The organism is Micromonospora sp. NPDC004336, from assembly GCF_053602615.1.
Genome location: NZ_JBSGDY010000016.1, coordinates 24,926 through 49,625 on the forward strand (window position 1 = coordinate 24,926; position 24,700 = coordinate 49,625).

Annotated in this window: 18 protein-coding genes; 8 read left to right on the top strand and 10 right to left on the bottom strand. The window is 72.6% G+C overall.

The annotated features are described in order from the left end of the window. Positions 1 to 30 precede the first annotated feature (30 nt). Together ACWENR_RS06130 and murJ are read right to left on the bottom strand one after the other, a co-directional pair. Positions 31 to 1,635, bottom strand: a complete 1,605-nt coding sequence (locus ACWENR_RS06130) for a protein kinase family protein (protein WP_452275962.1) — start codon at positions 1,633 to 1,635, stop codon at positions 31 to 33. Positions 1,636 to 2,086: 451 nt separating this feature from the next. Beyond that, on the bottom strand, positions 2,087 to 3,838 hold the full coding sequence (gene murJ, locus ACWENR_RS06135) for a murein biosynthesis integral membrane protein MurJ (RefSeq protein WP_452275963.1): 1,752 nt from the start codon (positions 3,836 to 3,838) through the stop codon (positions 2,087 to 2,089). 133 nt (positions 3,839 to 3,971) lie between these two features. Between murJ and ACWENR_RS06140 the strand changes: the two genes are divergently transcribed. Further along, positions 3,972 to 5,432, top strand: coding sequence for a CCA tRNA nucleotidyltransferase (locus ACWENR_RS06140; protein ID WP_452275964.1), 1,461 nt, complete (start codon positions 3,972 to 3,974; stop codon positions 5,430 to 5,432). A 194-nt stretch (positions 5,433 to 5,626) separates the two neighbouring features. Here the strand turns inward: ACWENR_RS06140 and ACWENR_RS06145 are convergent, their stop codons facing one another. From ACWENR_RS06145 to ACWENR_RS06160, 4 genes are all read right to left on the bottom strand, one after another. Then, positions 5,627 to 7,144 carry a flotillin family protein gene (locus tag ACWENR_RS06145; protein WP_452275965.1) on the bottom strand — a complete coding sequence of 506 codons (1,518 nt, stop codon included), beginning with the start codon at positions 7,142 to 7,144 and terminating at the stop codon, positions 5,627 to 5,629. Positions 7,145 to 7,173: 29 nt separating this feature from the next. Next, positions 7,174 to 7,686 carry a hypothetical protein gene (locus ACWENR_RS06150; RefSeq protein WP_452275966.1) on the bottom strand — a complete coding sequence of 171 codons (513 nt, stop codon included), beginning with the start codon at positions 7,684 to 7,686 and terminating at the stop codon, positions 7,174 to 7,176. Between the two features lie 242 nt (positions 7,687 to 7,928). Then, entirely contained in the window at positions 7,929 to 10,205 is a 2,277-nt protein-coding gene (locus tag ACWENR_RS06155; protein ID WP_452275967.1) for a DPP IV N-terminal domain-containing protein, read from the bottom strand. A gap of 190 nt (positions 10,206 to 10,395) precedes the next feature. Further along, complete coding sequence (locus tag ACWENR_RS06160; protein ID WP_452275968.1) at positions 10,396 to 11,061, bottom strand: DUF4097 family beta strand repeat-containing protein; 666 nt, start codon at positions 11,059 to 11,061, stop codon at positions 10,396 to 10,398. A 330-nt stretch (positions 11,062 to 11,391) separates the two neighbouring features. On the opposite strand from ACWENR_RS06160, the gene ACWENR_RS06165 reads away from it, so the two are divergent. Together ACWENR_RS06165 and ACWENR_RS06170 are read left to right on the top strand one after the other, a co-directional pair. Beyond that, the gene (locus tag ACWENR_RS06165; RefSeq protein WP_452275969.1) at positions 11,392 to 11,796 is read left to right on the top strand and encodes a hypothetical protein; all 405 of its coding nucleotides are present in this window, start codon (positions 11,392 to 11,394) and stop codon (positions 11,794 to 11,796) included. A gap of 108 nt (positions 11,797 to 11,904) precedes the next feature. Beyond that, positions 11,905 to 12,384, top strand: coding sequence for a methylated-DNA--[protein]-cysteine S-methyltransferase (locus ACWENR_RS06170; RefSeq protein ID WP_452275970.1), 480 nt, complete (start codon positions 11,905 to 11,907; stop codon positions 12,382 to 12,384). Between the two features lie 149 nt (positions 12,385 to 12,533). On the opposite strand, the gene ACWENR_RS06175 is transcribed toward ACWENR_RS06170, so the two are convergent. Next, positions 12,534 to 13,613, bottom strand: a complete 1,080-nt coding sequence (locus tag ACWENR_RS06175; RefSeq protein ID WP_452275971.1) for an inositol-3-phosphate synthase — start codon at positions 13,611 to 13,613, stop codon at positions 12,534 to 12,536. 23 nt (positions 13,614 to 13,636) lie between these two features. Further along, positions 13,637 to 14,275: a PadR family transcriptional regulator gene (locus ACWENR_RS06180; RefSeq protein WP_452275972.1), complete on the bottom strand. Its 639-nt coding sequence runs from the start codon at positions 14,273 to 14,275 to the stop codon at positions 13,637 to 13,639. Positions 14,276 to 14,449: 174 nt separating this feature from the next. Here ACWENR_RS06180 and ACWENR_RS06185 point away from each other — a divergent pair, with 174 nt between their 5' ends. The 3 genes from ACWENR_RS06185 to ACWENR_RS06195 all read left to right on the top strand — a co-directional run bounded on the left by ACWENR_RS06185 (position 14,450) and on the right by ACWENR_RS06195 (position 19,595). After that, complete coding sequence (locus ACWENR_RS06185) at positions 14,450 to 14,896, top strand: DUF5318 domain-containing protein (RefSeq protein ID WP_452275973.1); 447 nt, start codon at positions 14,450 to 14,452, stop codon at positions 14,894 to 14,896. Positions 14,897 to 15,093: 197 nt separating this feature from the next. Next, positions 15,094 to 17,973 (top strand): transglycosylase domain-containing protein, encoded by a 2,880-nt coding sequence (locus ACWENR_RS06190; RefSeq protein WP_452275974.1) that lies wholly within the window; start codon positions 15,094 to 15,096, stop codon positions 17,971 to 17,973. Between the two features lie 116 nt (positions 17,974 to 18,089). Beyond that, a complete protein-coding gene (locus tag ACWENR_RS06195) occupies positions 18,090 to 19,595 on the top strand; it encodes a glycosyltransferase family 87 protein (RefSeq protein WP_452275975.1) in 1,506 nt (501 codons plus the stop codon). A gap of 192 nt (positions 19,596 to 19,787) precedes the next feature. Here the strand turns inward: ACWENR_RS06195 and ACWENR_RS06200 are convergent, their stop codons facing one another. Both ACWENR_RS06200 and ACWENR_RS06205 read right to left on the bottom strand, forming a co-directional pair. Further along, positions 19,788 to 22,307 carry a hypothetical protein gene (locus tag ACWENR_RS06200; RefSeq protein WP_452275976.1) on the bottom strand — a complete coding sequence of 840 codons (2,520 nt, stop codon included), beginning with the start codon at positions 22,305 to 22,307 and terminating at the stop codon, positions 19,788 to 19,790. Next, positions 22,304 to 23,095 (bottom strand): deoxyribonuclease IV, encoded by a 792-nt coding sequence (locus ACWENR_RS06205; RefSeq protein WP_452275977.1) that lies wholly within the window; start codon positions 23,093 to 23,095, stop codon positions 22,304 to 22,306. Before ACWENR_RS06205 ends, ACWENR_RS06200 begins: the two co-directional genes overlap by 4 nt. A 671-nt stretch (positions 23,096 to 23,766) precedes the next feature. On the opposite strand from ACWENR_RS06205, the gene rpsF reads away from it, so the two are divergent. Next, a complete protein-coding gene (gene rpsF, locus ACWENR_RS06210; protein ID WP_121397433.1) occupies positions 23,767 to 24,057 on the top strand; it encodes a 30S ribosomal protein S6 in 291 nt (96 codons plus the stop codon). Positions 24,058 to 24,137: 80 nt separating this feature from the next. Further along, complete coding sequence (locus ACWENR_RS06215; RefSeq protein WP_172896610.1) at positions 24,138 to 24,674, top strand: single-stranded DNA-binding protein; 537 nt, start codon at positions 24,138 to 24,140, stop codon at positions 24,672 to 24,674. The last annotated feature ends 26 nt before the right edge of the window (positions 24,675 to 24,700 follow it).

The following is a 24,700-nucleotide window of genomic DNA, read 5'->3' on the forward strand; positions in this document are numbered from 1 at the left end:
GGATGGGGCGCCCGGGGCGTGGCGGCCGGCTCACGACCCCTGGACCGTGATCTCCTGGACGCCGAGCTTGTAGCCGCCGTCGCTCGGCGGCAGCTCGGTGATCCAGAGCAGCAGATAGCGGTATTTCTTGTCGACGTCGAAGCCGTTGAAGGTCATCTTGGTGCCCTCGTGCTCCTCGAACGGCTGCCCGATCAGATTGCCCTTGTATTCGGCGTAGAGCTGGCCGTCGCCGCTCTTCGAGGAGGGCGGGTTGGACGCTCCGGTGAGCAGTTGCGCCGAGGCGCCCCGGGCGGAGAGGAGCACCTGCACCGACTTGACGGTGTGCTCGCCGCCGAGGTCGATCCAGACCCCCATGCCCTGCTTGAGGTTGCCGAAGTTGGCGCGCCCCCGGTAGGTCTGGGTCTCCCAGCCCTTGTCCTCGTCGCCGTCGTACACCCGCTCGGCGTTCCGCAGCTCCTCCCGGTCGCCCTGCGGGTCGATGATGCGGGCGGCGCTGATCTTCAGCTCTCGGACCTCGGCGGCGGCCGGGGTCGCCTCGTCGCCCGGCGCGTTGGACGAGGGCGCGGCGACCGGGTTGGTCCGCGGGCTGTCGTCGCCGCCGCGCAGGGCGGTGATGCCGATCAGCAGGCCGACCAGGGCCACCGCCAGCAGGCCGGCGATGCCGATGGCGACCTTGCGGCCGCCGGCCGCCGCCAGCGGGGACGGCTCGTCGCCGGTGTCGGCGGCGAAGCGCAGCGGGCCGGTGTTGTCGAGGAACTGCTCGTCGGCCGGCACGTCCAGCCGGGCCAGCTCGGCGGCGAGCACGTCCGACGAGGGCGGCGCGATCTCGGCGTCGAGCAGGTCCATGGTGAGGTCGTCGAGGTATGCCGGCACGCCCGCCCGGACCTGCCGGGGAGCGGCGATCCTGCCGTCGGCGTCGCGGACGGCGTCGGGGATGGCGGCCCGGCCGTGGCCGGCGGTCGCGCCCCGCAGCGGGGCCTCGGCGTGCGGCCAGTATCCGGTCAGGGCGAAGTAGAGGATCCCGCCGACCGCGCGGACGTCGGTCTGCTGGGTGTCGTCGCCGTCGGTGCGCGCGTCGGCCAGCACGACCCGGCCGTCGTCGCTGACCATCACCGTGCCGGGGTGGACGTTGCCGTGCACCATGCCGGTGGCGTGCACGGCGGCGAGGGCGCTGGCGACGGCGTTGCCGATGCTGGTGGCCCGGGCCGGGTCCAGCGGGCCGTCGGCGGCCAGCTCGCGCAGGGACTGCCCGTCGACCCACTCGCGCACCACGTACGCCCGGTCGGCCTCGTCGATCGCGTCGTAGACGCCGACCAGGTTGGGGTGGATGACCCGGCTGGCCGCGACGGCGCCCTGGAGCATCTCGGTGGCGGAGTCGCCACCGGGGTAGCGCAGCACGACCGCGACCGGACGGCGCAGGATGACGTCGACGCCCCGCCAGACCAGCCGACCCGCGCTGTCGTTGTTGATGTGCTCGACCAGCTCGTAACGCTCGGCGAGGATCTCACCGGCCGTGGGAGCACCGAAGGTCATGACCTGCGGAGCGCTCTCCTCCGCCTCCTGACCCTCGCCGACCTGGGTCACCCGTCCTCCCTCGGTGATCGTGTCGATCGATGGACCCGCGCTGCTGGGCATGTGGCTTCCCGCTCTGCCTTCGAAGGAACCGGCCGACCGGTGTCGACGCGGAGCGTCGGCGCCTGCCGTACCCGTCGAGAGCGACCTTACCCGGGTTGGCCGTCTCCCCGACATGTCATCTTCGCGCCGCTATCGGCCCGGGCTGCCGGCAGGCGGTCGACTTGTCCGGTTACTACCGTTGTCAGCCACGTTGCTGGCACATGTACTGGCCAATCTAGAGGTTGACCGCAAGCGCTCGCCGGTGGGGCCGGAGCGGTGTGGCGCCGGCACCGACGTCCGCCGGCTTTCCCTCCGACCGTGCCGCCATACTCAGCCGTACGGCTGGTTATCCACAGGGCCTTACGGCGGCTGAGCGGCGAATCGCGGAGTTATCCACAGGCGCATCCCCAGGCTGGTGATCCTCGTTCACAGAGCGTGTGGACCATCCACCGGGCCGCGCCGGCAACCCCCGTCAGCGGCCCAGCCGGCGGCGGACCATCCCGACCACCTCGGTGATCTCGCCGATCCGCAGCGCCATCGCCAACCCGAGGTACGTCCCGCCGATCACCGCGCCGCCGACCACGAGCTGCACGATGGCCTCCACACGGGTCGGCGTGTCGTCGCCGGGCAGCAGCTTGACCACGATCAGGCCCACCAGCGCCGCCCCGAGCGCCGCGACCACGACCCGGCCGAAGGTCCGCATGATCCCGCCGAGCCCGATCCGGCCGACCCGGGGGCGGAGCAGCCAGGCGGAGGCGATCGCGGCGGCCACGTACGAGACGGTGTTTCCGATCATCATGCCGGCGCCGGCGAAGCTCGCCGAGAAGGCCACGAAGAGCACGATCTGCACCCCGACGCGCAGGGCCACCACCGGAATGTTGATCAGCGCCGGGGTGCGGGTGTCGGGCAGCGCGTAGAAGGCGAAGGTGAACAGCTGGCTCACCGCGAACGGCACCAGCGCCAGCGCGGCGGCCAGCAGCACCACGGAGGTGGCGGTGGCGTTGTCCTCGTTGAAGGCGCCGAACCGGAACAGGGTGAACGCGATGGGGGTGGCGAGGACGGCGTAGCAGACCGCGATCGGGGCGAGCACCGCGGTCACCATCCGGGTGCCCCGGGACAGGTCGGTGGCCAGGTCCGCGTACCGGCCGTCGGCGGCGGCGGCGCTCATCCGCGGCATCAGCGCGGTGATGATCGAGACGGCGATGATGCCGTGCGCCATCATCAGCAGCAGGAAGACGTTGTTGTAGATCAGCGGACCGGCGGCGTTCTCCCGGCCGGCCCGGTTCAGCAGGTTGAACAGCACGATCAGGCCGACCTGGCTGACCGCGACGTAGCAGAACATCCAGGCCCCGAGCCGGCCCAGCTCGCGCAGCCCGAGCTCCCGGAAGTCGAACCGGAACCTCCAGCGGAACCCGACCTTGCGCAGCGCCGGCAGCAGGCCGGCGACCTGGATCGCCACGCCGAGCAGGGTGCCGCCGCCGATCAGCAGGATCCGCCCGGTCGTCATCTCGCCCGGTTGCACGATCTCCGCGCCGAAGACCGCGATGTAGAGGCCGGCGGTGGCGATCACCACGAGGTTGTTGAGGATCGGCGCCCACATCGGGGCGGCGAAGTGCCCCCGCGTGTTGAGCACCGCGCTGATCAGGGCGCTGAGCCCGGAGAAGAAGATGATCGGCAGCATCAGGCGACTCAGCGCCGTGACCAGCTGCGAGTAGTCCCCGGCCGAGTCGCCGCTGCCGTAGAGCGAGGTCAGCTGGGTGGCGAGGAGGACGGCGAGCAGGGCCGCCGCGCCGAGCGCGAGCACCGCGAGGGTGAGCAGCCGCTGGGTGTACGCCTGGCCGCCGTCGGCGTCGGCCTTGCGCCGGCGCACCAGCACCGGGATCAGCACGCTGGTCAGCACGCCGCCGAGCAGGAACTCGTAGACCATCCCGGGCAGGATCTGCGCCGTGGTGTACGCGTCGCCGACCAGCGCGCCGCCGAGCGCCGCCGCGATCACCAGGTTGCGCAGGAAGCCCGTACCCCGGCTGACGAGGCTGCCGATGGCCATCACCGCGCTGTTCGTCGCGGCGCTGGCCTCGCCCACCTGCTCCTGCGGCGGCGCGGTCGACTCCATGGCCGGCTGGTTGAGCGGCTCGGCGGAGATGAACGTGGCGCCGTCCGACGGCCGGCCGGGCGCGGCGCCGCCCTGTGCGGCGTTCGCGCTGCGGTAGAGACCGCCGCTCATCTTCTCGCCTCCAAGGCAGAGGGGTAGGTCCGAGCCGGGCCCGGCCCGCACGCCACAGACGATAGTCAACGGCCACCCGTTACCCGCGCCCGGCGGACCGCATCCCCGTCGGGACCGATAGTCTGGCGCTCCCATGTCCGAAGCCTCCGCTCCCCACGCCGCCGACCGCCGCGAACTCACCGCCGCGCAGCGCAACGCCGTCGCCGAACTGCTCCGCGTCTCCCCGGTCGCCGACGAGCTGGGCCGCCGGTTCGCCCGGGCCGGCCACGAGCTGCACCTGGTGGGCGGTTCGGTACGCGACGCCCTGCTCGGCCGCCTCGGCGACGACCTCGACTTCTGCACCGACGCGCACCCCGACGAGACCCTGCGCGTCGTGCGCGGCTGGGCCGAGTCGATCTGGGAGACCGGCCGGGAGTTCGGCACCATCGGGTGCCAGCGCGACGGGCTGCGGCTGGAGATCACCACCTTCCGCGCCGAGTCGTACGACCAGGTCAGCCGCAACCCGGTCGTCGAGTACGGCACCGACCTGGCCGAGGACCTGCGGCGGCGCGACTTCACCATCAACGCGATGGCGGTGAGCCTGCCCGAGCACCGCTTCACCGACCCGCACGGCGGGCTGGACGACCTCGCCGCCAAGGTGATCCGCACCCCGGGCACCCCGGCGGAGTCGTTCGGCGACGACCCGCTGCGGATGCTGCGCGCGGCCCGGTTCGCCGCCCAACTGCGCTTCGCGGTGCACCCCGAGGCGTACGCGGCGATGACCCGGATGGCCGGCGACCTGGACCGCATCACCGCCGAGCGGATCCGCGACGAGTTCACCAAGCTGCTCTGCGGCGCGGACCCGATCACCGGCCTGCGGCTGCTGGTCGACACCGGCCTCGCCGAGCGCTTCCTGCCCGAGCTGACCGGGCTCAAGCTGGAGATCGACGAGCACGCGCAGCACAAGGACGTCTACGAGCACACCCTGACCGTGGTGAGCAACGCCGTCTCGTACGAGACGGAGGGGCCGGACTTCGTCCTGCGGATGGCCGCGCTGATGCACGACGTCGGCAAGCCGGCCACCAAGGCGGTCGGCACGGACGGCCGGGTCAGCTTCCACCACCACGAGGTGGTCGGCGCCCGGCTGACGAAGGCCCGGATGAAGGCGCTGCGCTACCCGAAGGAGATCACCTCCAAGGTCACCGCCCTGGTCGCGCTGCACCTGCGCTTCTACGGCTACGGCCGGGGCGAGTGGACCGACTCGGCGGTGCGCCGCTACGTCGCCGACGCCGGCGATCTGCTGCCGCGCCTGCACAAGCTGACCCGTTCGGACTGCACGACCCGCAACCGGCGCAAGGCGGCCCAGCTCGCCGCGGACTACGACGCGCTGGAGGAGCGGATCGCCCGGATCGCCGCCGAGGAGGACCTGGCGAGGGTCCGGCCCGACCTGGACGGCAACGCGATCATGGAGTTGCTCGGGGTACCGCCGGGGCCGGTGGTGGGTCGGGCCTGGAAGCACCTCAAGGAGCTGCGCCTGGAGCGCGGCCCGCTGGACCGCGACGAGGCCGAGGCGGAGCTGCTGCGCTGGGCCCGCGACGAGGGCATCGTCGAGTAGCGCCCGGCGGCCGGCCGGCACACCGAGCGGCCCGGGCGGCCGGCACACCGGACGGGCCCGGCGGCCGGCACACCGGACGGGCCCGGCGGGCGGAACCGCAGAGAAGCGGACGGAACGACAGAGAACAGGGCGCCATCCCCGGTCGGGGGTGGCGCCCTGTCGTCCTCAGCGTCGTCGGCCGCCGCCGGAGCGCGTCAGCGGGCGTCGACCGCCGTGCCGTCGACCGGCGGCTTGCCGTTGCCCGGGGTCACCGACCCGGAGCCGAGCTTGGCGAGCAGCCCCGCCAGGTCGATCCCGGTCAGGTCGCTGCCGAGCTGGAGCCCCTGGGCGACGTTGCCCGCCACCGACTTGGTCAGCGACGAGGCGCCGTCGGTGGAGATGACGGTCATCTTGTCGATCGCGCCGATCGGGGCGCTGGCCGCCTCGACCACCTGCGGCAGCACCTTGACCAGCAGGTCCAGCACCGCGGCCTCGCCGTACGCCGCGAAGGCCTCGGCCTTGCGGGCCATCGCGTCGGCCTCGGCCTGCCCCTTGGCCAGGATGGCCGCGGCCTCGGCCGCGCCCTCCCGCTCGACCGCCTCGGCGATGGCGGAGCGGCGGCGCTGCTCGGCCTCACCCTCCTTGGCGCCCTCGATGGCGTTGGCCTCGGCCAGCGCGGCCCGGCGGGCCCGCTCGCCCTCACCGGTGAGCCGGGCCTGCTCGGCGGCGGCCTGGGCGGCGGCGATGACGGCCTGACGCTGCGCGTCGGCGTTCAGCACGGCCGCGTTGCGGGCCGCCTCGGCCTCCTGCTCGACCTTGTAGCGGGCCGCGTCGGCCGGCTTGCGCACCTCGGTGTCGAGCTGGCGCTGCTTGAGCTCGGCGTTGCGCTCGGCGACCTTCTGCTGCTCGGAGAGGATCGCCTGGTCCCGCTCGGCCTGGGCCAGCGGCCCGGCCGCCGCGGACTTCGCCTTGGCCGCGTCGATCTCGGCCTGGATGGCGGCCTGCTTGAGCGACAGGTTCCGGTTGGCCTCGGCGATGGCCTCCTCGGCGAGCAGCCGCTCCTGCTCGGCCTGCTGGCGGGCGCGCGCCTCGGCGATGGCCGCGTCCTTGAGCACCCGGGCGGCCTCCGGCCGGCCCAGGTCCTGCAGGTAGGAGCCCTCGGCCAGGATGTCCTGGAGCTGGAAGGTGTCCAGCACCAGGCCCTGGTTGGTCATCGAGTGCTCGGCCTCCTCGGCGACCGCGTTGGCGAACGCCGCCCGGTCCCGGATGACCTCCTCGACGGTGAGCCGGCCGACGATCGAGCGCAGCGCGCCGGCCAGCACCTCCCGGGTGAAGTTGTCGATCTCGTCCTGCTGGTGCAGGAAGCGCTGGGCCGCGGCCCGGATCGCGTCCTCGGTGCCGCCGACCTTGACGATCGCGACGCCGTGCAGGTCGGCGCGGATGCCCTGCTTGCTGACCGCGCCGCGGATGCCGACGTCGATCCGGCGGCTGGACAGGTCGAGCGACTGGAGCTTCTGCACCACGGGCAGGACGAAGACCGAGGCGCCGAGCACGACCTTCTGCCCGGACATGTCGGTCGACCGGATGCCGTCGGCGCCCTGGGTGGTGCGGCCCTTGCGGCCGGTGACGATGAAGGCCTCGTTCGGGCCGGCGACCTTGATCCGGGAGAGCACGAAGAGCACGAGCACGAGGACGAGGAGAACCGCGCCGCCGATGGCGATGAGAAGGGGCATGTGACCGTCCTGTTTCGTTATGAGGGGGTTCAGTAGGTCTCGACGTGCACACTGGTCTCGCTGAGCGCCTCGACCACGAAGATCTGGGCGCCGACCGGGATCGGCCGGTCGGCGCGGGCGTTGAGCTTGACCGGCTGGCCGGCGACGCGGACCCGGACCTCGCCGTAACCGTCGGCGGGCACCGGGGTGACGACGAGGCCGAGCGCGCCGACCAGGTGGTGCCGGGTGGGGGTGGGGTCGGTGCGCATGTCGCGGGCCGCCCGGCTCAGCCGGGACGCCGCCCACGCGGTGGGCACGGCCGCGACGACGCCGCCGGCCACCGCCGCGGCGATCATCGCGGGGGTACGCCCGCCGAGCAGCTCGTTGACGATCGCGGCGCCGAAGCCGAGCGCGCCGGCGAACCCGGCGACCGCCTCGACCGACACCGGGCCGTCGAAGTCCGGGTTGCCGAGGTGGAACAGCTCGGTGCCGAGCAGGGCGAGCGCGAGTACCGCGACGCCCGCTCCGCCGATGATGAGGAAGATCAGTGTCCCCGTGGCCACGCCCGCACCGTATCGACACGGCGCAACGTGGCACCGCGGGCGAGCACGTCCGGCTCCCGCCGGCGGCGTTCCCCTTAAGGCGGGGCCGGTGGCCGGCGCACGCCGACGGGGCGGCGCACGCCGACGGGGCGGCGCACGCCGACGGGGCGGCGCACGCCGACGGGGTGTCGGAGTACGCCGCCCCGGGGCGGGACGGGCCGCCGGAGGGTCCGGCGCCCGTCGGCGTGCCGGCGGTGTCGCGCTCAGGCGAACATCTCGCCGAGCATCTCGGGGTCGATGGCGATGGGAGCGGGACGGTAGGCGGGCGGCTGCGCGCCCGTCAGCTCGCGCACCAGGAAGTCCCAGGCGCGCTTGCGGACGTAGTGCAGGCAGTCGATGAAGGTGTGTTCGGCGCCCGGCACGATGAGCAGCTCGAAGTCCTTCTCGGCGGCGATCAGCCGGTCGGCCAGCCGCAGCGTCTGGTCCGGGTGGACCTGGTCGTCCAACGCGCCGTGCACGAGCAGCAGCCTGCCCACCAGCCGGTCCGCCCGGTCCACGTTGGAGGAGCGGGCCCAGGCGTCGGGGTCGTCCGCGCCGTCGTAGGCCTCCACGAAGCCCAGGTTGAAGTGGCGGGCGTCGTGCGAGCCGGCGAGGGCGACGCCCGCCTTGTAGACCTCGGAGAAGTCGAGCATCGCCCGCACGGTGGCGAACCCGCCGCCGGAGTGGCCGAACGCGCCCACCCGGTCCAGGTCCATCCACGGGCGGGTGCCGGCCAGCTCCCGCAGCGCCGCGACGTGGTCGGCCAGGCCGCCCGCGTCGGCGAGGTGGCCGTACGAGGCGTCGTGGAAGGACTTGCTCCGCCCCGGGGTGCCTCGCCCGTCGAGCGCGACCACCACGAAGCCCAGGGCGGCGAGGGGTTCCGCGTCGAGGCCCATCCCGCCGGGGTCGAAGCCGGGGGCGACCCGGGCGACCTGCGGGCCGGGATAGAGGGTGTCCACCACCGGGTAGCGCCGGGCGGGGTCGAACCCCCGCGGCCGGTACAGCACCCCGTAGACGTCGGTCACCCCGTCGGCCGCCTTGACGCGGAACCGCTCCGGCGGCGTCCAGCCGGTGGCGGTGAGCCGCGTGACGTCGGCGCGCTCCAGCTCGACCAGCACCCGCCCGGTCCAGTCCCGGACGCGGGACACCGGCGGGGTGTCGACGGTGGAGGCGGAGTCGACGAAGTACCCGGCGTTCTCCGGCACCGTGACGACGTGGTCCAGGTCGTCGTCGGTGAGCGTGGCGAAGCCGGAGCCGTCCAGGCCGACCCGGCACACCGTGCGCCGGTACGGGTCGTCGGCGACCAGCCCGGAGGCGGTGAAGTAGACGACCCGCCGCGCCTCGTCGACGTGCAGGATCTGCCGCACCGCCCACTGCCCGGCGGTGACCTGCCCGAGCAGCGCGCCGGTGCGCAGGTCGTAGCGGTAGAGGTGGCCCCAGTCGTCCCGCTGCGAATACCACAGCACCTCACCGGCCAGCACCCGCACGATCGGCGGCTCGTACGCCCACTGGTTGGGCTCCACCCGGGTGGCCCCGGTCTCGCTGATCACGGTGGTGACCTCGCCGGTGCCCGGGTCGAGCCGGCGCAGGGTGAGCGTGCGCCGGTCGCGGGGCTGGTCGAGGTAGTAGACGGCCGAGCCGTCCGGCGCCCACCAGGCCCACTTCGTCGCGATCGGCGACAGCTGCGACATGAGCAGCGGCTCGGCCTGCGCGTGGACCGTCGTGCCGTCGGTGACGTCCAGCACGACCAGGCGGGCCAGGGGCACGTTCTCGTCCCCGGGGTAGGCGTACCGCTGGGTGCGCAGCAGGGGCGCGCCCCCGTCGGCGGGCCTGGCCTCGACGAGGTGGGTCTGCCGGACGTCGCGTTCGTCGGTCCGATGCGTCAGCACCTTGGTCGAGTCGGGTGACCAGGCCACCACCGGCGGCAGGTGCGGCAGGCCGAACTTGCGCAACAGGGAGCCGTTGCTCGTGCAGTCCGGTCCGGAGCCGTACCGGTGGTCGGGCTCGCCGTCGGTGGTCAGCGCCCACTCGCGGCCGTCGGCCAGCGAGCGCGCCCACAGGTCGTGCCCCCGCAGGGACACCGCGACCTTCCGGTCGGGTGACGGCACCTCCAGCGGGTTGCCCGGGGGCGCGGCCTCGGCCCGCTCGCAGGAGTAGCCGTCCAGCTCGCAGCGCCAGTGCTCGCCGTACGCGTCGAACTCCACGGCGTTGCCGGCCAGCTCGACGGCCATGAACGGCAGGGCCTCCGGGTCGACCCGCTGCCCGGTCGCGGTGGCGAGAGCGGCGGCGAGCCGGGCGTGGTCGAACGCCGGTCGGCGGGTGCTCGCCGCCGGGTCGACCAGCACGAACCGCCTGCCGACGCCGTTGCTCACCGCGTACCAGAAGCGGGTGCCTCCGTCGATCCATCGCGGTCTGACCCGGTCGCCCTCGACGAGCTCGCCAGGGCGGGCGGATCGGCGGAGGAGCTGCTCCGCGGCCTGATAGTCCTGGCTGGTTGTCATCCGTTGTCCTTTTCGGGGTCGGTGCGGGCACGGTGGGTGCCGTCACGAACGAGGTGACGAGGGTCGGGCGGGCCTGAGCGACGCGCCGGGCGACGTGCGCGTCGGGTGGGACGAGCCGGTGCGCCGTGGTCGGGTGGGTGGACGAGGGGGGTGGCCGCCGCCGGCGTGGACCTCGGCGGTCAGGACGTCTTCACCGGCTGCGGGCGGAGATGTCGCCGACGGCGGTGGTCGCCTGGATGGTCAGGTCGGCGGTTCCCCCGGTGTTCATGAGCGAGTTCTGGATCCGGCCGAGGGTGGTGCCGGCGTCCAGGACGGCGGAGACGCCGCGGGCGGCGTCGACCGACACGTCGCCGGCCTGGGTGCGCAGCACGAGCGCGCCGCGCACGGCCTCGGCGATCCGGATGTCGCCCTTCGCGGTGCTGATCTCCCCGGGGCCGTTGAGGCGGCCGATCGTGACGTCGCCGGCGGCGGTGGTGAGGCGTACGCTCGCGGCCTCGTCGATCTTGATTGCCCCGTGTGCGCCCTCGAAGGCGACGTCGCCGAACCGTCCGACGGCCCGGAACTCCGCGCTGGCCGCCTTCGCCTCGACCCGGGAGTCGGCGGGCAGCTGCACCGTCACCTCGACGGAGCCGGAGCTGCCGAGGATCTGGTTCTTCACCGGGGTCACGATCCGCAGGACGCCGTCGCCGTACTCGACCCTGGTCTGCTCCGCCGCCTTCACGTCACGGGCCTTCGTGGCGTCCGCGGGCAGGACCTCGACGGCGGTGTCGGCCCGGTCGGCGGCGATGAACCGGACGTGTCCCGCGGGGATGTCGAGGACGGCGGTGATCGGGGTGGGGGTGTCGAACGTGTGCATCAGGCTCTCCTCGCCAGCTCGTTTCTTCTGACGGAAACGCTACGTTGCGTTCGAGAAACCGGCAACAACTCTTTTTCGTGCTGACCGTGTAAATGCAGGTCACGCGGGGCAAAGTGTTGCAACAGCTTCGCTTTCAAAGCAACGATGGCGAGCGAGTTCGTTGCATTGGCCGGGCGGTGAACGCTATGCGGGGCGGCGGAGGGGCGCGGTGCGCGGCGCGGGCGGGTCGCCCCGACCCACCCGGCGTCGAACGGTTCGCGGCAGCGGATCTAGCTATTGACAAGATTGGCCCCGACGGTCAATCTTGACAATGACAAGACGGAGGTACCCATGTCCTCGGCGACCCTGACCACCGCCGGCATCCTGCTGATCACCGTCGTGACGGTGGCCTTCGGCGGCCTGACCCTGCTCACGCACCTGGCCCGGCGCAAGGCCGGCTACCTCGACAATCCCGTCCGGCGTGGCCTGTGGACGGCCGGCCACGCGCACGCCGGCGTACTGGTCCTCTTCGCCCTGGCCGTGCTGCCCTACGTCGACCGGGCCGACGCGTCCGACGGCGCCCGCGCGCTCATCCGCGTCCTGCTGGTGGCAGCGCCGGTCCTCATGCCGCTCGGCTTCTTCCTCTCGGTGGTCCGGCCTCGGGACACGAAGCCCAACAAGCTGATCCTGCTGACGGTCGCGGGCGGCGCCAGCCTCAGCGCCGGCACCCTGCTGCTCGGGTTCACCCTGCTCTGATCCGCCGGCGCGACAGGCCGACCGGGGCGCGGGCCGCCCTCGGCCCGGTCGGCGTGCCCACGGGCGGGCGGCGGGCGGCGATGTCGTCCCGCGAGGGACAGTGGGTGGATGCGCTGGACCGTGCTCGACTCCCCGATCGGTGAGTTCTCCGTCGCCACCGACGGGGCACACGTGCGCCGGGCCCACTTCGGCCGGGTCGACGCGGCCGACGAGGAGCCGGCCGACGAGGCGGCCCGGCAGGTCGTGGCGGAGCTGCGGGCCTACTTCGCCGGCGAGCTGACCGAGTTCGCGGTGCCCCTGGCGGTGCCCGGCGGCTCGGAGTTCGAGCGCGGCGTCTGGCGGGAGATGACCCGCATCCCGTACGGCGAGACGCTCACCTACGGCGAGGTGGCCCGGCGGCTCGGCGACCAGGGCGCCGCCCGCGCGGTCGGGGTGGCCTGCAACCGGAACCCGCTTCCGGTGATCGTGCCGTGCCACCGGATCGTCGGGGCGGGCGGCAAGCTGGTCGGCTTCGGCGGTGGGCTGGACCGCAAGGTGAAGCTGCTGGAGCTGGAGGCCGGGGTCGCCCTGCGCCGCGCCTGGTCCTGACGCCGTCGCGGACGGCGGCCACGCCTGGTCCGGACGCCGCGCGGACGGCAGCCACGCCTGGTCCGGACGCCGCCGGCACGCGGACGGCAGACATACCGAGGGCCGGGTCCCCGCGGACCCGGCCCTCGGCGGTGCTGGTGGTCAGCGCGTCAGCGCTCGACCTCACCGGCGATGAACGCCTCGACGGCGGCGTGCGCGTCGTGGTCGGCGTACTGCACCGGCGGGGACTTCATGAAGTACGACGAGGCCGACAGGATCGGGCCGCCGATCTTCCGGTCCAGCGCGATCTTGGCAGCGCGGACGGCGTCGATGATGACGCCGGCCGAGTTCGGCGAGTCCCACACCTCGAGCTTGAGCTCGGCGTTGAGCGGGGTGTCACCGAAGGAGCGACCCTCCAGGCGGATGTACGCCCACTTGCGGTCGTCCAGCCACGGCACGTGGTCCGACGGGCCGATGTGCACGTCGCTCTTGCTCATCTCGTGCGGGATCTGGGACGTCACCGACTGGGTCTTCGAGATCTTCTTCGAGACCAGCCGGTTGCGCTCCAGCATGTTCATGAAGTCCATGTTGCCGCCGAAGTTGAGCTGGTACGTGCGCAGCAGCTCGACGCCGCGGTCCTCGAAGAGCTTCGCGAGGGCGCGGTGCACGATGGTGGCGCCGACCTGGCTCTTGATGTCGTCACCGACGATCGGCAGGCCCGCGTCCTCGAACTTCTTCGCCCACTCGGGGTCGGAGGCGATGAAGACCGGCAGGGCGTTCACGAACGCGCAGCCGGCGTCGATCGCGGCCTGGGCGTAGAACTTGTCGGCCTGCTCGGAGCCGACCGGCAGGTAGGAGACGACGACGTCGACCTGCGCGTCGCGCAGCGCCTGCGCCACGTCGACCGGCTTGGCGTCCGACTCCTCGACGATCTCGCGGTAGTACTGGCCCAGACCGTCGAAGGTCGGGCCGCGCTGCACGGTGACGCCGGTCGGCGGCACGTCGCAGAGCTTGATGGTGTTGTTCTCGCTGGCGACGATCGCCTCCGCGAGGTCCATGCCCACCTTCTTGGCGTCCACGTCGAACGCCGCGACGAACTTCACGTCCGAGACGTGGTAGTCGCCGAAGGTGACGTGCATGAGACCCGGGACGCGGTCGTTCGGGTCGGCGTTCCGGTAGTACTCCACGCCCTGGACCAGGGACGAGGCGCAGTTACCCACACCGACGATGGCGACGCGGACGGAGCCCATAGCGTCTGCCTCCTTCTTCTTCATCACGGCCGCTCTTTCCTGGACTCTCCAGGCGGAGGCGGGCTGTTGTCTTCTCGTCGGCCGCCGGCCGTCCCGGTTGCCGGGAGGGCCGGGGCACGGCCGGAGCGCTCGTTGGCGATGAGCTCCTCCAGCCAGCGGACCTCGCGCTCACAGGCCTCCAGGCCGTGGCGCTGCAGTTCCAGCGTGTACGCGTCGAGGCGCTCGGCCGCCCGGCCCAGCACGTCGCGAAGCCCCTCGCGACGTTCCTCGATCTTTCGCCGGCGACCCTCGAGGATGCGGAGTCGGGTCGCCTGGTCGGTGCGGGCGAAGAACGCGAAGTGCACCCCGAAGCCCGTGTCGTCGTACGTCTCGGGCCCGGCCTGCGCGATGAGCTGGGCGAAGCGTTCCTTGCCCTCCGCGGTGATTTTGTAGACCACCCGACCTCGTCGGCTGGTCAACGCGGGAACCTCCTCGGCGGTGGCGGGTGTCTCGGCGGCCTCGGCGATCCACCCCGCCGCCTGGAGTCGACGCAGAGTCGGGTAGAGCGAGCCGTAGCTGATCGCCGCCCTGATCGCGCCGAGCTTGGCGGTCAACTCCTTGCGCAGCTCATAGCCGTGCATCGGAGACTCCTGCAGGAGGCCGAGGATGGCGAGCTCGAGCACGGGCCATCCTCTCTGTACCCTCTACGCGGAGCGGTAACCGCCGCGATGTATCGGACCGATACATCGCACGCTAGCGGATCACTGTGATCAGGGCAAACCCCCGTTCCGAGGTCCTGTCGTCACTCATCGTCACCGTGGTCGCCTCGCCCGGCGAGACGGCGTACCCTTCTCCGCATGCGTACGCAGCGCCAGGTGGTCGACTTCTCGCTCCGGAAGCGAGCGGTGCTGCGTGAACTCCTCGCCGGCCGGGTCGGCACGTACGACGTCTGCGACGCGTCGCCGTACCTGAAGAACGCCGCCCGCTTCCACGGCGAACCCACCGACGAGCGGTGCCCGATCTGCCGGAGCGAGAACCTGACGCGCGTCCACTACATTTACGGCGACGAACTCAAGCAGTCGGCCGGTCAGGCCCGGACGCTTGCCGAGTTGCCCGTGCTGGCGATGACGCTGCGTGAGTTCCAGGTCTTCGTGGTGGAGGTGTGCCTCGGCTGTGACTGGAACCATCTCGTCGAGCAGTACCTGCTCGGCCGGGACGGGCTGGCCGGGGACCCCGAGGACGGGTCGGAGCAGGGCGCGGTGGGCGGCGCGGCCGGTCGACGGAGGCGAGAGGCGCAACGGTGATCCTGGCTGGATCGGCCGCCCCCGGTCAGCGCGCGCACGCCCGGGGTGACCGACGGCTCGTTGGTCTGATTGGCCCGATTGATTCACACATGACCCCGGCCGGTCGGCACGGACGTGCCGCTACTGTCGGGTGTCCCATCTCACGGCAAACCGGTGGCGGCGCAGCCGCGTCCCACCGCGACGGCAGGGTGTGAGGAATGAACTCGTACGGCGATCCCAGTTCCCCGCGCGGGCGGGCCCAGATTCCGGGCCAGCACGGCGACCCCGGCGGTGACGCCCGCGGGGGCGGCTGGTCGGCTGCACAGGAGGGTACGGCACCGGCCGGTCGCGCCTCGGTCGCGCCCCGGGCCGCCGGTGGGCGCGCCTCGGTCGGCGGCTCCGCGGCCGTGCCAGCGCGCGGCGGCTCTGCCTCCGGCTCGGCTTCGGCGGCCGTCCCGCCCCGTGCCGGCTCGGCCGCCGGCTCCGCCTCGGTGGGTTCCGCCTCCGTCGGTCGGGCCGCGCCCGGCCGGGCCTCGGCGCCGGTCTCGCCGGCGCCCGGCGCGGGCCGGGCGGGCGCGGGCCGCGCGTCGGTGCCCGTCTCCCCGGCGGCCGCCGGATCCGCCGGTCGGGCCTCGGTGGGTTCCGCCGCCGTCGGCGCCGCCTCGGCGGGCCGGGCGAGCGTCGGGTCGGCCGCCGTCGGCGGCGCCAGCGGCCGGGCCTCGGCGCGGGCGAGCGTCTCGCCCGTCTCGGGTGGCCCGGGCGGGCCCGGCGGGCCGACCGGCCCCGGCCGGCGCGGGCGCGGCGCGGGCGACCCGGCGCGCTCCAAGAAGCGCAGGCGGATCAACATGCTGATCGCCAGCTTCGCCATCTTCATCATGATCGCCGGGCTGGGCGTGGTCGGCTTCACCTACTACTCGACCAACGTCACGCTTCCGGACGAGGTGCCGCTGCCGCTCGCCACCACGATCCTCGCCAGTGACAAGAAGACCCAGGTGGCCCGGCTCGGCAACGAGAACCGCACCTTCGTCACGATCAAGGACGTCCCGGAGTACGTCCAGCACGCCGTGGCGGCGGCCGAGGACCGGAACTTCTACGAGCACTCGGGCGTGGACTACAAGGGCATCGCGCGGGCGGCCTGGAACAACCTCAGCGGCGGCGACAAGCAGGGCGCCTCGACGATCACCCAGCAGTACGCCCGCAACGCGATCGAGAACCTGAAGGAAGACACGTACGCCCGGAAGGTCAAGGAGGCGATCTTCGCCTCGAAGCTGAACGAGAAGTACAGCAAGCCCGAGATCATGCAGCACTACCTCAACGTGATCTACTTCGGGCGCGGCGCGTACGGCATCGAGGCGGCGGCGCAGACCTACTTCGGCAAGTCGGCGAACAAGCTCACGGTCGCCGAGGGCGCGGTGCTCGCGGCCCTGATCAAGCAGCCGGTGAAGAGCGAGACCCACCTGGGCTACGACCCGGCCGTCAATCCCGACCAGGCCAAGGACCGGTGGAACTACGTGCTCGGGGGCATGGTCGAGGAGGGCTGGCTCAACGCCGCGGACCGACCGACCGCGTACCCCAAGGTGCTGCCACCCAAGAAGGAGGGCAACGGCTTCGGCGTGAAGAGCCCCCGGGGCAACGTCGTCAACTACGTGCGCCAGGAGATGGAGCAGTGGGGGATCTGCTCCGACTCGGGCGCGCCGGGCAAGCCGACCTGCGTCGACGAGCTGCGCACCGGCGGCTACCGGATCATCACCACGATCGACCCGAAGATGCAGAGCGCGCTGGAGGCGGCGGCCCAGCCGGACCGGAAGGGGTCGGTGCTCAAGGGGCAGCCGAAGAACCTGATGGCCGCGGCGGTCTCCATCGAGCCGAAGTCCGGCCGGGTGCTCGCCTACTACGGCGGCGACAGCGGCGCCGACTTCGACTACGCGGGCAAGAACACCAACGCCAACGGCGACATCGTGGGCGGCCACCCGCCGGGCTCGTCGTTCAAGGTCTACACGCTGGCGGCTGCCATCGAGGCCGGCATCTCGGTCAAGTCGCGCTGGGACGCCACCCCGTTCAAGCCGGAAGGCTTCGCGAACAAGGTGCAGAACGCCGGCCGCGACGTCACGAAGACGTGCAACAAGTCCTGCACGCTGGAGGAGTCGACCATCCGCTCCTACAACGTGCCGTTCTTCCATGTCGCCGAGAAGATCGGTCCCGACAAGGTGGTCGCCATGGCGCGGCAGGCCGGCGTGAGCACGATGTGGACGGTCGACCCGCCGAAGCCGTACGACCTGGCCAAGGAGAAGCCGGAGAACCTCGCCCCGAGCAAGTTCGACCGGGTGGTCGGCTACGGTCAGTACCCGATCACCGTGCTCGACCACGCGAACGGGCTCGCCACCCTCGCCAACGACGGCGTCTACAACAAGGCGCACTTCGTCATCAGCGTGGAACAGCAGAACGAGGACACCGGCAAGTGGGTGAAGGTGCCCGGGACCGGTGAGCAGCGCAAGCCGCAGAAGCGCATCAAGCCGGAGGTCGCCAAGGAGGTGACCGCCGTGCTGAAGGAGATCCCGGAGAAGAACAACGCCAACCTGGCCGACGGTCGGGACGCGGCCGGCAAGACCGGCACCTGGGAACACAACGGCACCCCGCGCAACGCGCACGCCTGGATGGTCGGCTACGACGACAACCTCGCCACCGCCGTCTGGGTCGGCAGTCGCGACCCCAAGAAGCCGACCATCGTCGACGGTAGAGGGAACGACATCGGCGGTAGCAGCTTCCCGGCGGAGCTCTGGAAGCGCTACATGGACGACGCGCTGAAGGGCAAGGACAAGTCGGACCTGCCGAGCGTCACCGGCATCGGTGACGACAAGGCCGGCAACGGCGAGGCCCCGCCGCCGCCCCCGCCGCCGACGCAGCCGGACGGCCGGCCGGACTGCGGACCGCTGGGCCTGCTCTGCCCGCCGGATGGCAACAACGGCGGCGGGAACAACGGCGGCACCGGTCCGGGTAGTGGCCCGACCGGACCCGCGACCCCGGACGGGCCGAGGCCGGGTGGGACCGGCGGTGGCGGGCTGCTACCGAGCATCACCCCACGCCCGGGCGACGACTGAGCCACGAACGCCGCCGGCGGCCGGACACCCTGTCCGGCCGCCGGCGGCGTTTCGCGTACCGACGTGTTGCTCTGGGAGAGGACGCGGAGGCCGGTCGTACGGCAGGATGCACCTTCATGAGCACGCAGCCGACGCGAGGCATCGACGACGCCGGTGCCGCCGACCATCCGTCCCGGTCCGACGGTTTCGTCCGGGGCGTCTCCGGCGTCATCGGTGGCCCGCTGGGCGACCACGCCGTCGCGCTCGACCGACCCGCCGGGCGCGAGAACCGCTTCTGGACGGCGGCCCGGATCGTGCTGGCCCTGGTCTGCCTGACCCTGGCCCTGCACTGGGTGCAGAAGTCGCCCTGCCAGGACGGCGCCTGGCAGAACAACGTGCAGTACACCCGGTTCTGCTACACCGACGTGCTGGCGCTCTACTACGCCGAGCGGCTCAACGAGGGCGCCGTCCCCTACCGGGACCACCCCGTCGAGTATCCGGTGCTCACCGGGTACTTCATGGGCGCGCTCGGCCTGCCCGTGCACGCCCTCGGCGAGAACGACCCGGGGCTCAACCAGGCCATGTGGTTCTACAACCTCAATGCGCTGGTGCTCGGCGCGCTGGCGGTCGCCACGGTCGCGGTGATCCTCGCCCTGCGCCGCCGACGACCCTGGGACGCCGCGTTGTTCGCGCTCGCCCCCGCGCTGATGCTCACCGCGACGGTCAACTGGGACCTGCTCGCGATCGGCCTCGCCGCGTTCGGCCTGCTGGCCTGGGCACGCAGCCGACCGCTGCTGGCCGGCGTCCTGCTCGGCCTCGCCGGGGCGGCCAAGATGTGGCCGCTGTTCGTCCTCGGCCCGATCCTGGTGCTGGCGCTGCGCGCCGGGCGGCTCCGCGCCGCCCTCACCGCCCTCGGCGCGGCCCTGGTGTCCCTGATCGCGGTGAACCTGCCGGTCGCCATCCCGTACCGGGAGAACTGGGACCGCTTCTTCGAGCTGAACTCGGAGCGCGCGATCGACTGGGGCACCATCTGGTACATCGGGCGTCACCTGGACGGGAAGATCGGCGGCGCCAACCCCACCGACCTCGGGCCCTTCGAGTGGCTCAACGTCAACATCCCGACGCTGAACGCCCTGTCGTACACCCTCTTCGGCCTGGCCTGCCTCGGGGTGGCGGCGCTGGGGCTGCTGGCGCCGCGCCGGCCGCGGCTCGCCCAGCTCGCGTTCCTGGTGGTCGCCGCGTTCCTGATCTTCAGCAAGGTGTGGTCGCAGCAGTTCGTGCTCTGGCTGCTGCCGCTGGTGGTGCTCGCCCGCCCGAAGTGGGGCGCGTTCCTGGCCTGGCAGGTGGCCGAGGTCGGCTACTTCGCGGCCTTCTACGGCGAACTGCTCGGCGCCTCCACCAGCCGGCCGGTCTTCCCGGAGGGGGTCTTCGTGCTGGCCGCCACGCTGCGCCTGACCACCGTGGTGATCCTCTGCGTGCTGGTCGTACGGGAGATCCTGCGGCCGGAACTCGACCCGGTGCGGGCAACCTACCCCGACGACCCGGACGGCGGGCCGCTCGACGGCGCGCCGGACGCGCCCTGGCTCGACCGGTGGCGACGCCGACCGCTGGTGCCCGCCGAGCCGGCACCCGCCCCGGCCTAGCCGCGCGGGCCCGGCGCCCGGGCTGCGTCAATCCGGGGCCGGCCCGGGCCGCCTGATCCGGGCCGACCCCGGGTCGCCTCTGATCCGGCGGCCCGGGTTGCCCGACACGGGCCGGCCCCGGGGTGTGGGAGCGGCCCGCGCGCCGTCCGGGCCGTGCCGGCCGCTCCCGCGAGACCCCGGTGCCGGGCCCGGTCAGAGCCGGTAGACCACGACCTGGCCCATCTCCTCGCGGGTGATGCCGAGACCGTCGACCGGCGCGTCGACAGTCACCTCCCACGGCGTGCCGGCGAGCTGGTCGCGCATCAGCAGCACGTTGCGGACGCCGAGGACGCGAAGGTAGTCGACGCTGGTCTGGTCGGGGAAGGAGAGCGACACCCGGCGCACCTCGTCGAGCTGGCGCGGCGTGAAGCCGCTGCCGCCGTTGACGATGTCCTGGAACTTCGTCGTGGACCAGAGCATCACCGGCTGGTCGTGGCTCTGGCTGCTCGGCAGCACCAGCAGCGGGCCGGTCACGGTCCGCATCGCGGCCGGCTGCGGTGGCACGACCGGGTGCGGCGTGGTGTTCAGGCCCTCGGCGATCACCAGGACCAGCGGCAGGAGGGTGGCCAGCCGCAGCCACGGGCTCGGCCAGGAGGGGATCCGCTCGGCGGAGATCTCCCGCACCCGGGCCGCGAACGCGCTCACCGCGCCCGCGGCGAGCAGCCCGAGGAGCAGCGTGGTCCAGAGCATCAGCCGACCCGGCGTACGCAGGCCGTTCCATCCCGGCACGTGCTCGAAGAGCGGCACGTAGGTGAAGGTGCCGTCGAAGAACCGGGTGCCCATGGCGAGCACCATCGTCACCACCACCCCGGCGAGCAGCAGCAGCCGGTGCCGCAGCTTCCACACCGAGAAGAAGAGCCCGCCGGCGGCGAGGGCGTAGAGCACGAAACCGGGCAGCAGGGTCATCTCCGGGTGCCACGGCAGCGCCGCCCGCGCCCCCTCGTGCAGCTCGCCCCAGACGCGCGACTCGCCGGGCGCCGTGAAGAAGCCGCTCGCCGGCGGGGAGAAGATGGCGATGTCGCCGATCGTCCGCTCCGCCTGCGGGTGCAGCTCCGCCACCTTGAAGTACGGGATGGCCATCAGCGCACCGACACCGGCGAAGATCAGCCCGCCGACGAGGTCCGCGAGCAGCAGCCGGCGGCCGAACGGCCGCTTCACCGGGCGGATCACCCAGCGCCGCAGGAACCAGGTGACGGCCGCCACCAGCACGGCCCCGCCGAGGAAGTACGCGAACGGCAGCCCGATGCCGAAGCCGAGGCTGAGCTGCCAGGCCGCCACCAGCCAACCGGCGTAGACCCAGCCGTCGTGTCGGCGTTCCGGCCGGTAGCCGTGGCGGAGCGAGTATCCGTGCCCCCGGGCCAGCATGGCCAGCGCCAGCGGGATGCCGCCGTTGGAGATCACGTGCAGGTGCCCGGCCTGGGCGAGCAGCCACGGCGCGTAGGCGTAGCTGACCCCGGCCACCGCGCCGCCGATCCGGCCCGCGCCGAGCTGCCGGGCCAGCGCGTACGCCCCCAGCGTGGCGAGCGCGTGGGCCAGCACGAACATGATGTTGTAGCGCAGCACGGCGGCCTCGGGGCCGCTGCCGATCATGCCCGCCGGGGCGTACCCGAGCAGGGTGTCGGAGAAGGCGAAGCTCCAGTCCTCCGGGAAGAACGCGTTCGACTGCCACAGCTGCGCCGGGTTGGTCAGCAGGATGTGCCCCGACCAGGCCATCTGCCACGCCTGCAGGGTGGGGTCCCAGTAGTCCTGCGGGATGGTGTGCATCGGGTAGCGCAGGGTGGGCCAGGTCAGCAGCACGGCCAACACCAGCGAGCCGACCGTCGCCAGGGTCCACTCGTGGATCAGCAGGCGACCGACCCACCGCGCGGCGCGGCGCGGCCTGCTCGGTACGACCTCGGGCGCGGGCGCGAACGCCGCCCACCGGTCGGGCTTCCCGCCCTCCTTGCCGTCGCCGTTCTTGCCCTCGCCGGCCTTGCTGTCGCCGCTCTCTTCGCTGGCGCTCTTGTCGCCGGTGGTCTTGCTGTCGGCGGCCTTGCTGTCGGCGGCCTTGTTGCCGGCGGCCTTGTCGTCGCCGCTCTTGCCGTCCGTGGCCCTGGCGTCGCCGTTCCTGCTGTCGGCGGCGTTGCTGTCGGTGGCCTTGGCGTCGCCGTTCTTTGCGTCGGTGGCCTTGCCGTCGGCGGTCTTTGCGACGGCGGTCTTGCCGCCGGGTCCCTTGCCGTCGGCTTCCTCGCCCCCGCCGCCCTTGATCTCGTCGCTCTTGCCGTCGGTGGGCCTGCTCTCGCCGCGCTTGGCGAGGGCTTTCTTGCCGGTCTGGTCGGCGGCCCTGCCCGCCGGTTCCTCCCCGGCCGGGGTCCTGCCCGACTCGGTCTCGGCCTTCGCCCCGCCCGGCCCGGTCCCGGTCCCGGTCCTGTCCGGCCCGGTCCTGTCCGGCCCGGTCCTGTCCGGCCCGGTCCTGTCCGGCCCGGTCCTGTCCGGCCCGGTTCCGGCGTTGGGCTTCTCCTGCTCCGCTCCGGCGCTGGCTCGGTGCTGCGCCGGCCCGCCCGTGGTGTCTCCCGCGTCGGGGGCGCCGACGACCCGGTCGGGCCGGGCCTCGTCGCCGGCCGTCGCCGACGAGGTGGCGCCTGCGGGGCGGCCGGAGCTCGGGCCGCCGGCGGCGGACTGGTCGGTCGTCATGCCGCGGTGGTCTCCGTGCCGAGTCGGTCGCGCAGGAAGGCGATGTCGGCGCCCTGGCCCTCGACGCCGCCCGGGGTCTCGACGATCACCGGCGCGCCGGCCGCGCGGATCACCGCCACCACCAGTTCCGGGTCGATGGTCCCGCCGTCGAGGTTGTCGTGGCGGTCCTGGCCCGAGTTGAACGCGCCCTTGGAGTTGTTGGCGTGCACCAGGTCGATCCGCCCCGTGATCGCCTTGACCCGATCGACCAGGCCGAGCAGCTCCTCACCCCCGGCGTGCGCGTGGCAGGTGTCCAGACAGAAGCCCACCTCGTATTCGCCCACGGCGTCCCACAGCCGGGCGAGCGCGTCGAGCCGCCGGGCGCACGCGTTGTCGCCGCCGGCGGTGTTCTCGATCAGGACCGGCAGGCCGAAGCCGCCGGAGTCCGCGGCGTACGCGAAGGTCTTGCGCCAGTTGTCGAACCCCACGGCGAGGTCGTCCCCGGCGTTGACGTGCCCGCCGTGGACAATCAGCCCTCTCGCGCCGATCGCGGCAGCCGCCTGCGCGTGCCCGAGCAGCAGCTTGCGGCTGGGGATCCGGATCCGGTTGTTCAGGGTGGCGACGTTGATGACGTACGGCGCGTGGACGTAGAGGTCGACGTCCGCGGCCCGCAGCCGGTCCGCGTCCTCCCGGGGCTTCGGGGCTTTCCAGCCCTGCGGGTCGGAGAGGAAGAACTGCACGGCCCCGGCCTCCCGGGCCGTCGCCTCCGTCAGCGGGTCGGTCGAATCGACGTGGGCTCCGATACGCATGCGTGGGAGCCTACGTCGCCGCGCCGACAACCGGAGTGACGGCGGGAGCGGGACCCGTCGCGCGTCACCTCCAGGCGGGCGGGATCGGGACCCGTCGCGCGTCACCTCGCGGCGGCGGTGGTCGTTGATGCGAGTGGGATCCACGGTCGGTGGTCCCGGGCGGGCGACCGCGCAGGCCGCCCGCCGGGGAGTGACGGAGCCGCCCGGGAAGCCGGGGCACCCCCCGTCGCGCGGCCCGGCGCGACGGGGGCCGGTTGTGGCAGCGGGGGCGGGGCCTCAAAAAATTCCGGAGAAATCCGCCATTTCCCCCGACAAGGGTCAAGAGCCGTTGTAACGTCAGGTAACAACACGATAAAGCTCCGCGGGGCGTTCCCGGTCCAACCTCATCGGTGTGGTCGTTCCTCCCCAGGTCCCACCCAAGGAATGCGGACGGGACGCCCCGCGGCCTCCGTGCACGGGGGCTCGCATCGACACCGACGTCGACGCGGGCCCCCGTCGCCTCTGCCCGGGGCGGGTCGACCGACCACCCCGGGCATGATCGTCGGGACCGGGTATCCTGGTCCGGTTGTCCGCGTCCGGCCGGGTTCCCCCGGGACCGGCGCGGGCCACGACGCACGACCTCCTGCCACGGAAGGACCGTGGCCGCTTAGCCCACAGGAGGTGAGCACGTCTTGCGTCATTACGAAGTCATGGTGATCCTCGACCCCAGCCTCGAGGAGCGCACCGTCGCCCCGTCGCTCGACACGTACCTGAACGTGATCCGGACCGCGGGTGGCTCGGTCGAGAAGACGGACGTGTGGGGCCGCCGGCGCCTCGCGTACGAGATCAACAAGAAGGCCGAAGGCATCTACGCCGTCATCGACCTGCAGGCGACGCCCGCAGCGGTGGCCGAGCTGGACCGTCAGCTGCGGCTCAACGAGTCCGTGCTGCGCACCAAGGTCATCCGGCCGGAGATGCGCTAAAGCATTCAACCCGGTTCACCCGGATCAGCCTCATCGGCACTGTCGGAGGGCTCTGAGAGCCTGTACGGCAGAACTGATGAGTGCGCGAGGAGATGGTCATGGCAGGAGACACCACCATCACGGTCATCGGCAACCTGACCGATGACCCCGAGTTGCGGTTCACCCCCTCCGGTGCTGCGGTCGCCAAGTTCCGGGTCGCCTCGACGCCCCGGTTCATGGACAAGGCGTCCGGCGAGTGGAAGGACGGCGAGCCGCTCTTCCTGGCGTGCACCGTGTGGCGGCAGGCGGCGGAGCACGTCGCCGAGTCGCTCCAGCGGGGCGCCCGCGTGATCGTCTCGGGTCGGCTGCGTCAGCGGTCGTACGAGACGCGCGAGGGCGAGAAGCGCACCGTCATCGAGCTCGAGGTCGACGAGATCGGCCCGTCGCTGCGCTACGCCACGGCGAAGGTGCAGAAGATGTCCCGCTCCGGCGGCGGTGGCGGCGGCTTCGGCGGTGGTGGCGGTGGTGGCCAGGGCGGCGGCGGAGGCAACTTCGACGACCCCTGGGCATCGGCCGCTCCGGCACCCTCGCGCGGTGGTTCGGGTGGCGGCAACTTCGACGAGGAGCCCCCGTTCTAATGGCGCCGAGCGCCCGCGATCGCAAA

Excerpts from the sequence above, each read along its gene's own strand:
- ACWENR_RS06130 (WP_452275962.1), bottom strand. The coding sequence starts at position 1,635 with ATGCCCAGCAGCGCGGGTCCATCGATCGACACGATCACCGAGGGAGGA.
- murJ (WP_452275963.1), bottom strand. The coding sequence starts at position 3,838 with ATGAGCGGCGGTCTCTACCGCAGCGCGAACGCCGCACAGGGCGGCGCC.
- ACWENR_RS06140 (WP_452275964.1), top strand. The coding sequence starts at position 3,972 with ATGTCCGAAGCCTCCGCTCCCCACGCCGCCGACCGCCGCGAACTCACC.
- ACWENR_RS06145 (WP_452275965.1), bottom strand. The coding sequence starts at position 7,144 with ATGCCCCTTCTCATCGCCATCGGCGGCGCGGTTCTCCTCGTCCTCGTG.
- ACWENR_RS06155 (WP_452275967.1), bottom strand. The coding sequence starts at position 10,205 with ATGACAACCAGCCAGGACTATCAGGCCGCGGAGCAGCTCCTCCGCCGA.
- ACWENR_RS06160 (WP_452275968.1), bottom strand. The coding sequence starts at position 11,061 with ATGCACACGTTCGACACCCCCACCCCGATCACCGCCGTCCTCGACATC.
- ACWENR_RS06165 (WP_452275969.1), top strand. The coding sequence starts at position 11,392 with ATGTCCTCGGCGACCCTGACCACCGCCGGCATCCTGCTGATCACCGTC.
- ACWENR_RS06170 (WP_452275970.1), top strand. The coding sequence starts at position 11,905 with ATGCGCTGGACCGTGCTCGACTCCCCGATCGGTGAGTTCTCCGTCGCC.
- ACWENR_RS06175 (WP_452275971.1), bottom strand. The coding sequence starts at position 13,613 with ATGGGCTCCGTCCGCGTCGCCATCGTCGGTGTGGGTAACTGCGCCTCG.
- ACWENR_RS06185 (WP_452275973.1), top strand. The coding sequence starts at position 14,450 with ATGCGTACGCAGCGCCAGGTGGTCGACTTCTCGCTCCGGAAGCGAGCG.
- ACWENR_RS06190 (WP_452275974.1), top strand. The coding sequence starts at position 15,094 with ATGAACTCGTACGGCGATCCCAGTTCCCCGCGCGGGCGGGCCCAGATT.
- ACWENR_RS06195 (WP_452275975.1), top strand. The coding sequence starts at position 18,090 with ATGAGCACGCAGCCGACGCGAGGCATCGACGACGCCGGTGCCGCCGAC.
- ACWENR_RS06200 (WP_452275976.1), bottom strand. The coding sequence starts at position 22,307 with ATGACGACCGACCAGTCCGCCGCCGGCGGCCCGAGCTCCGGCCGCCCC.
- ACWENR_RS06205 (WP_452275977.1), bottom strand. The coding sequence starts at position 23,095 with ATGCGTATCGGAGCCCACGTCGATTCGACCGACCCGCTGACGGAGGCG.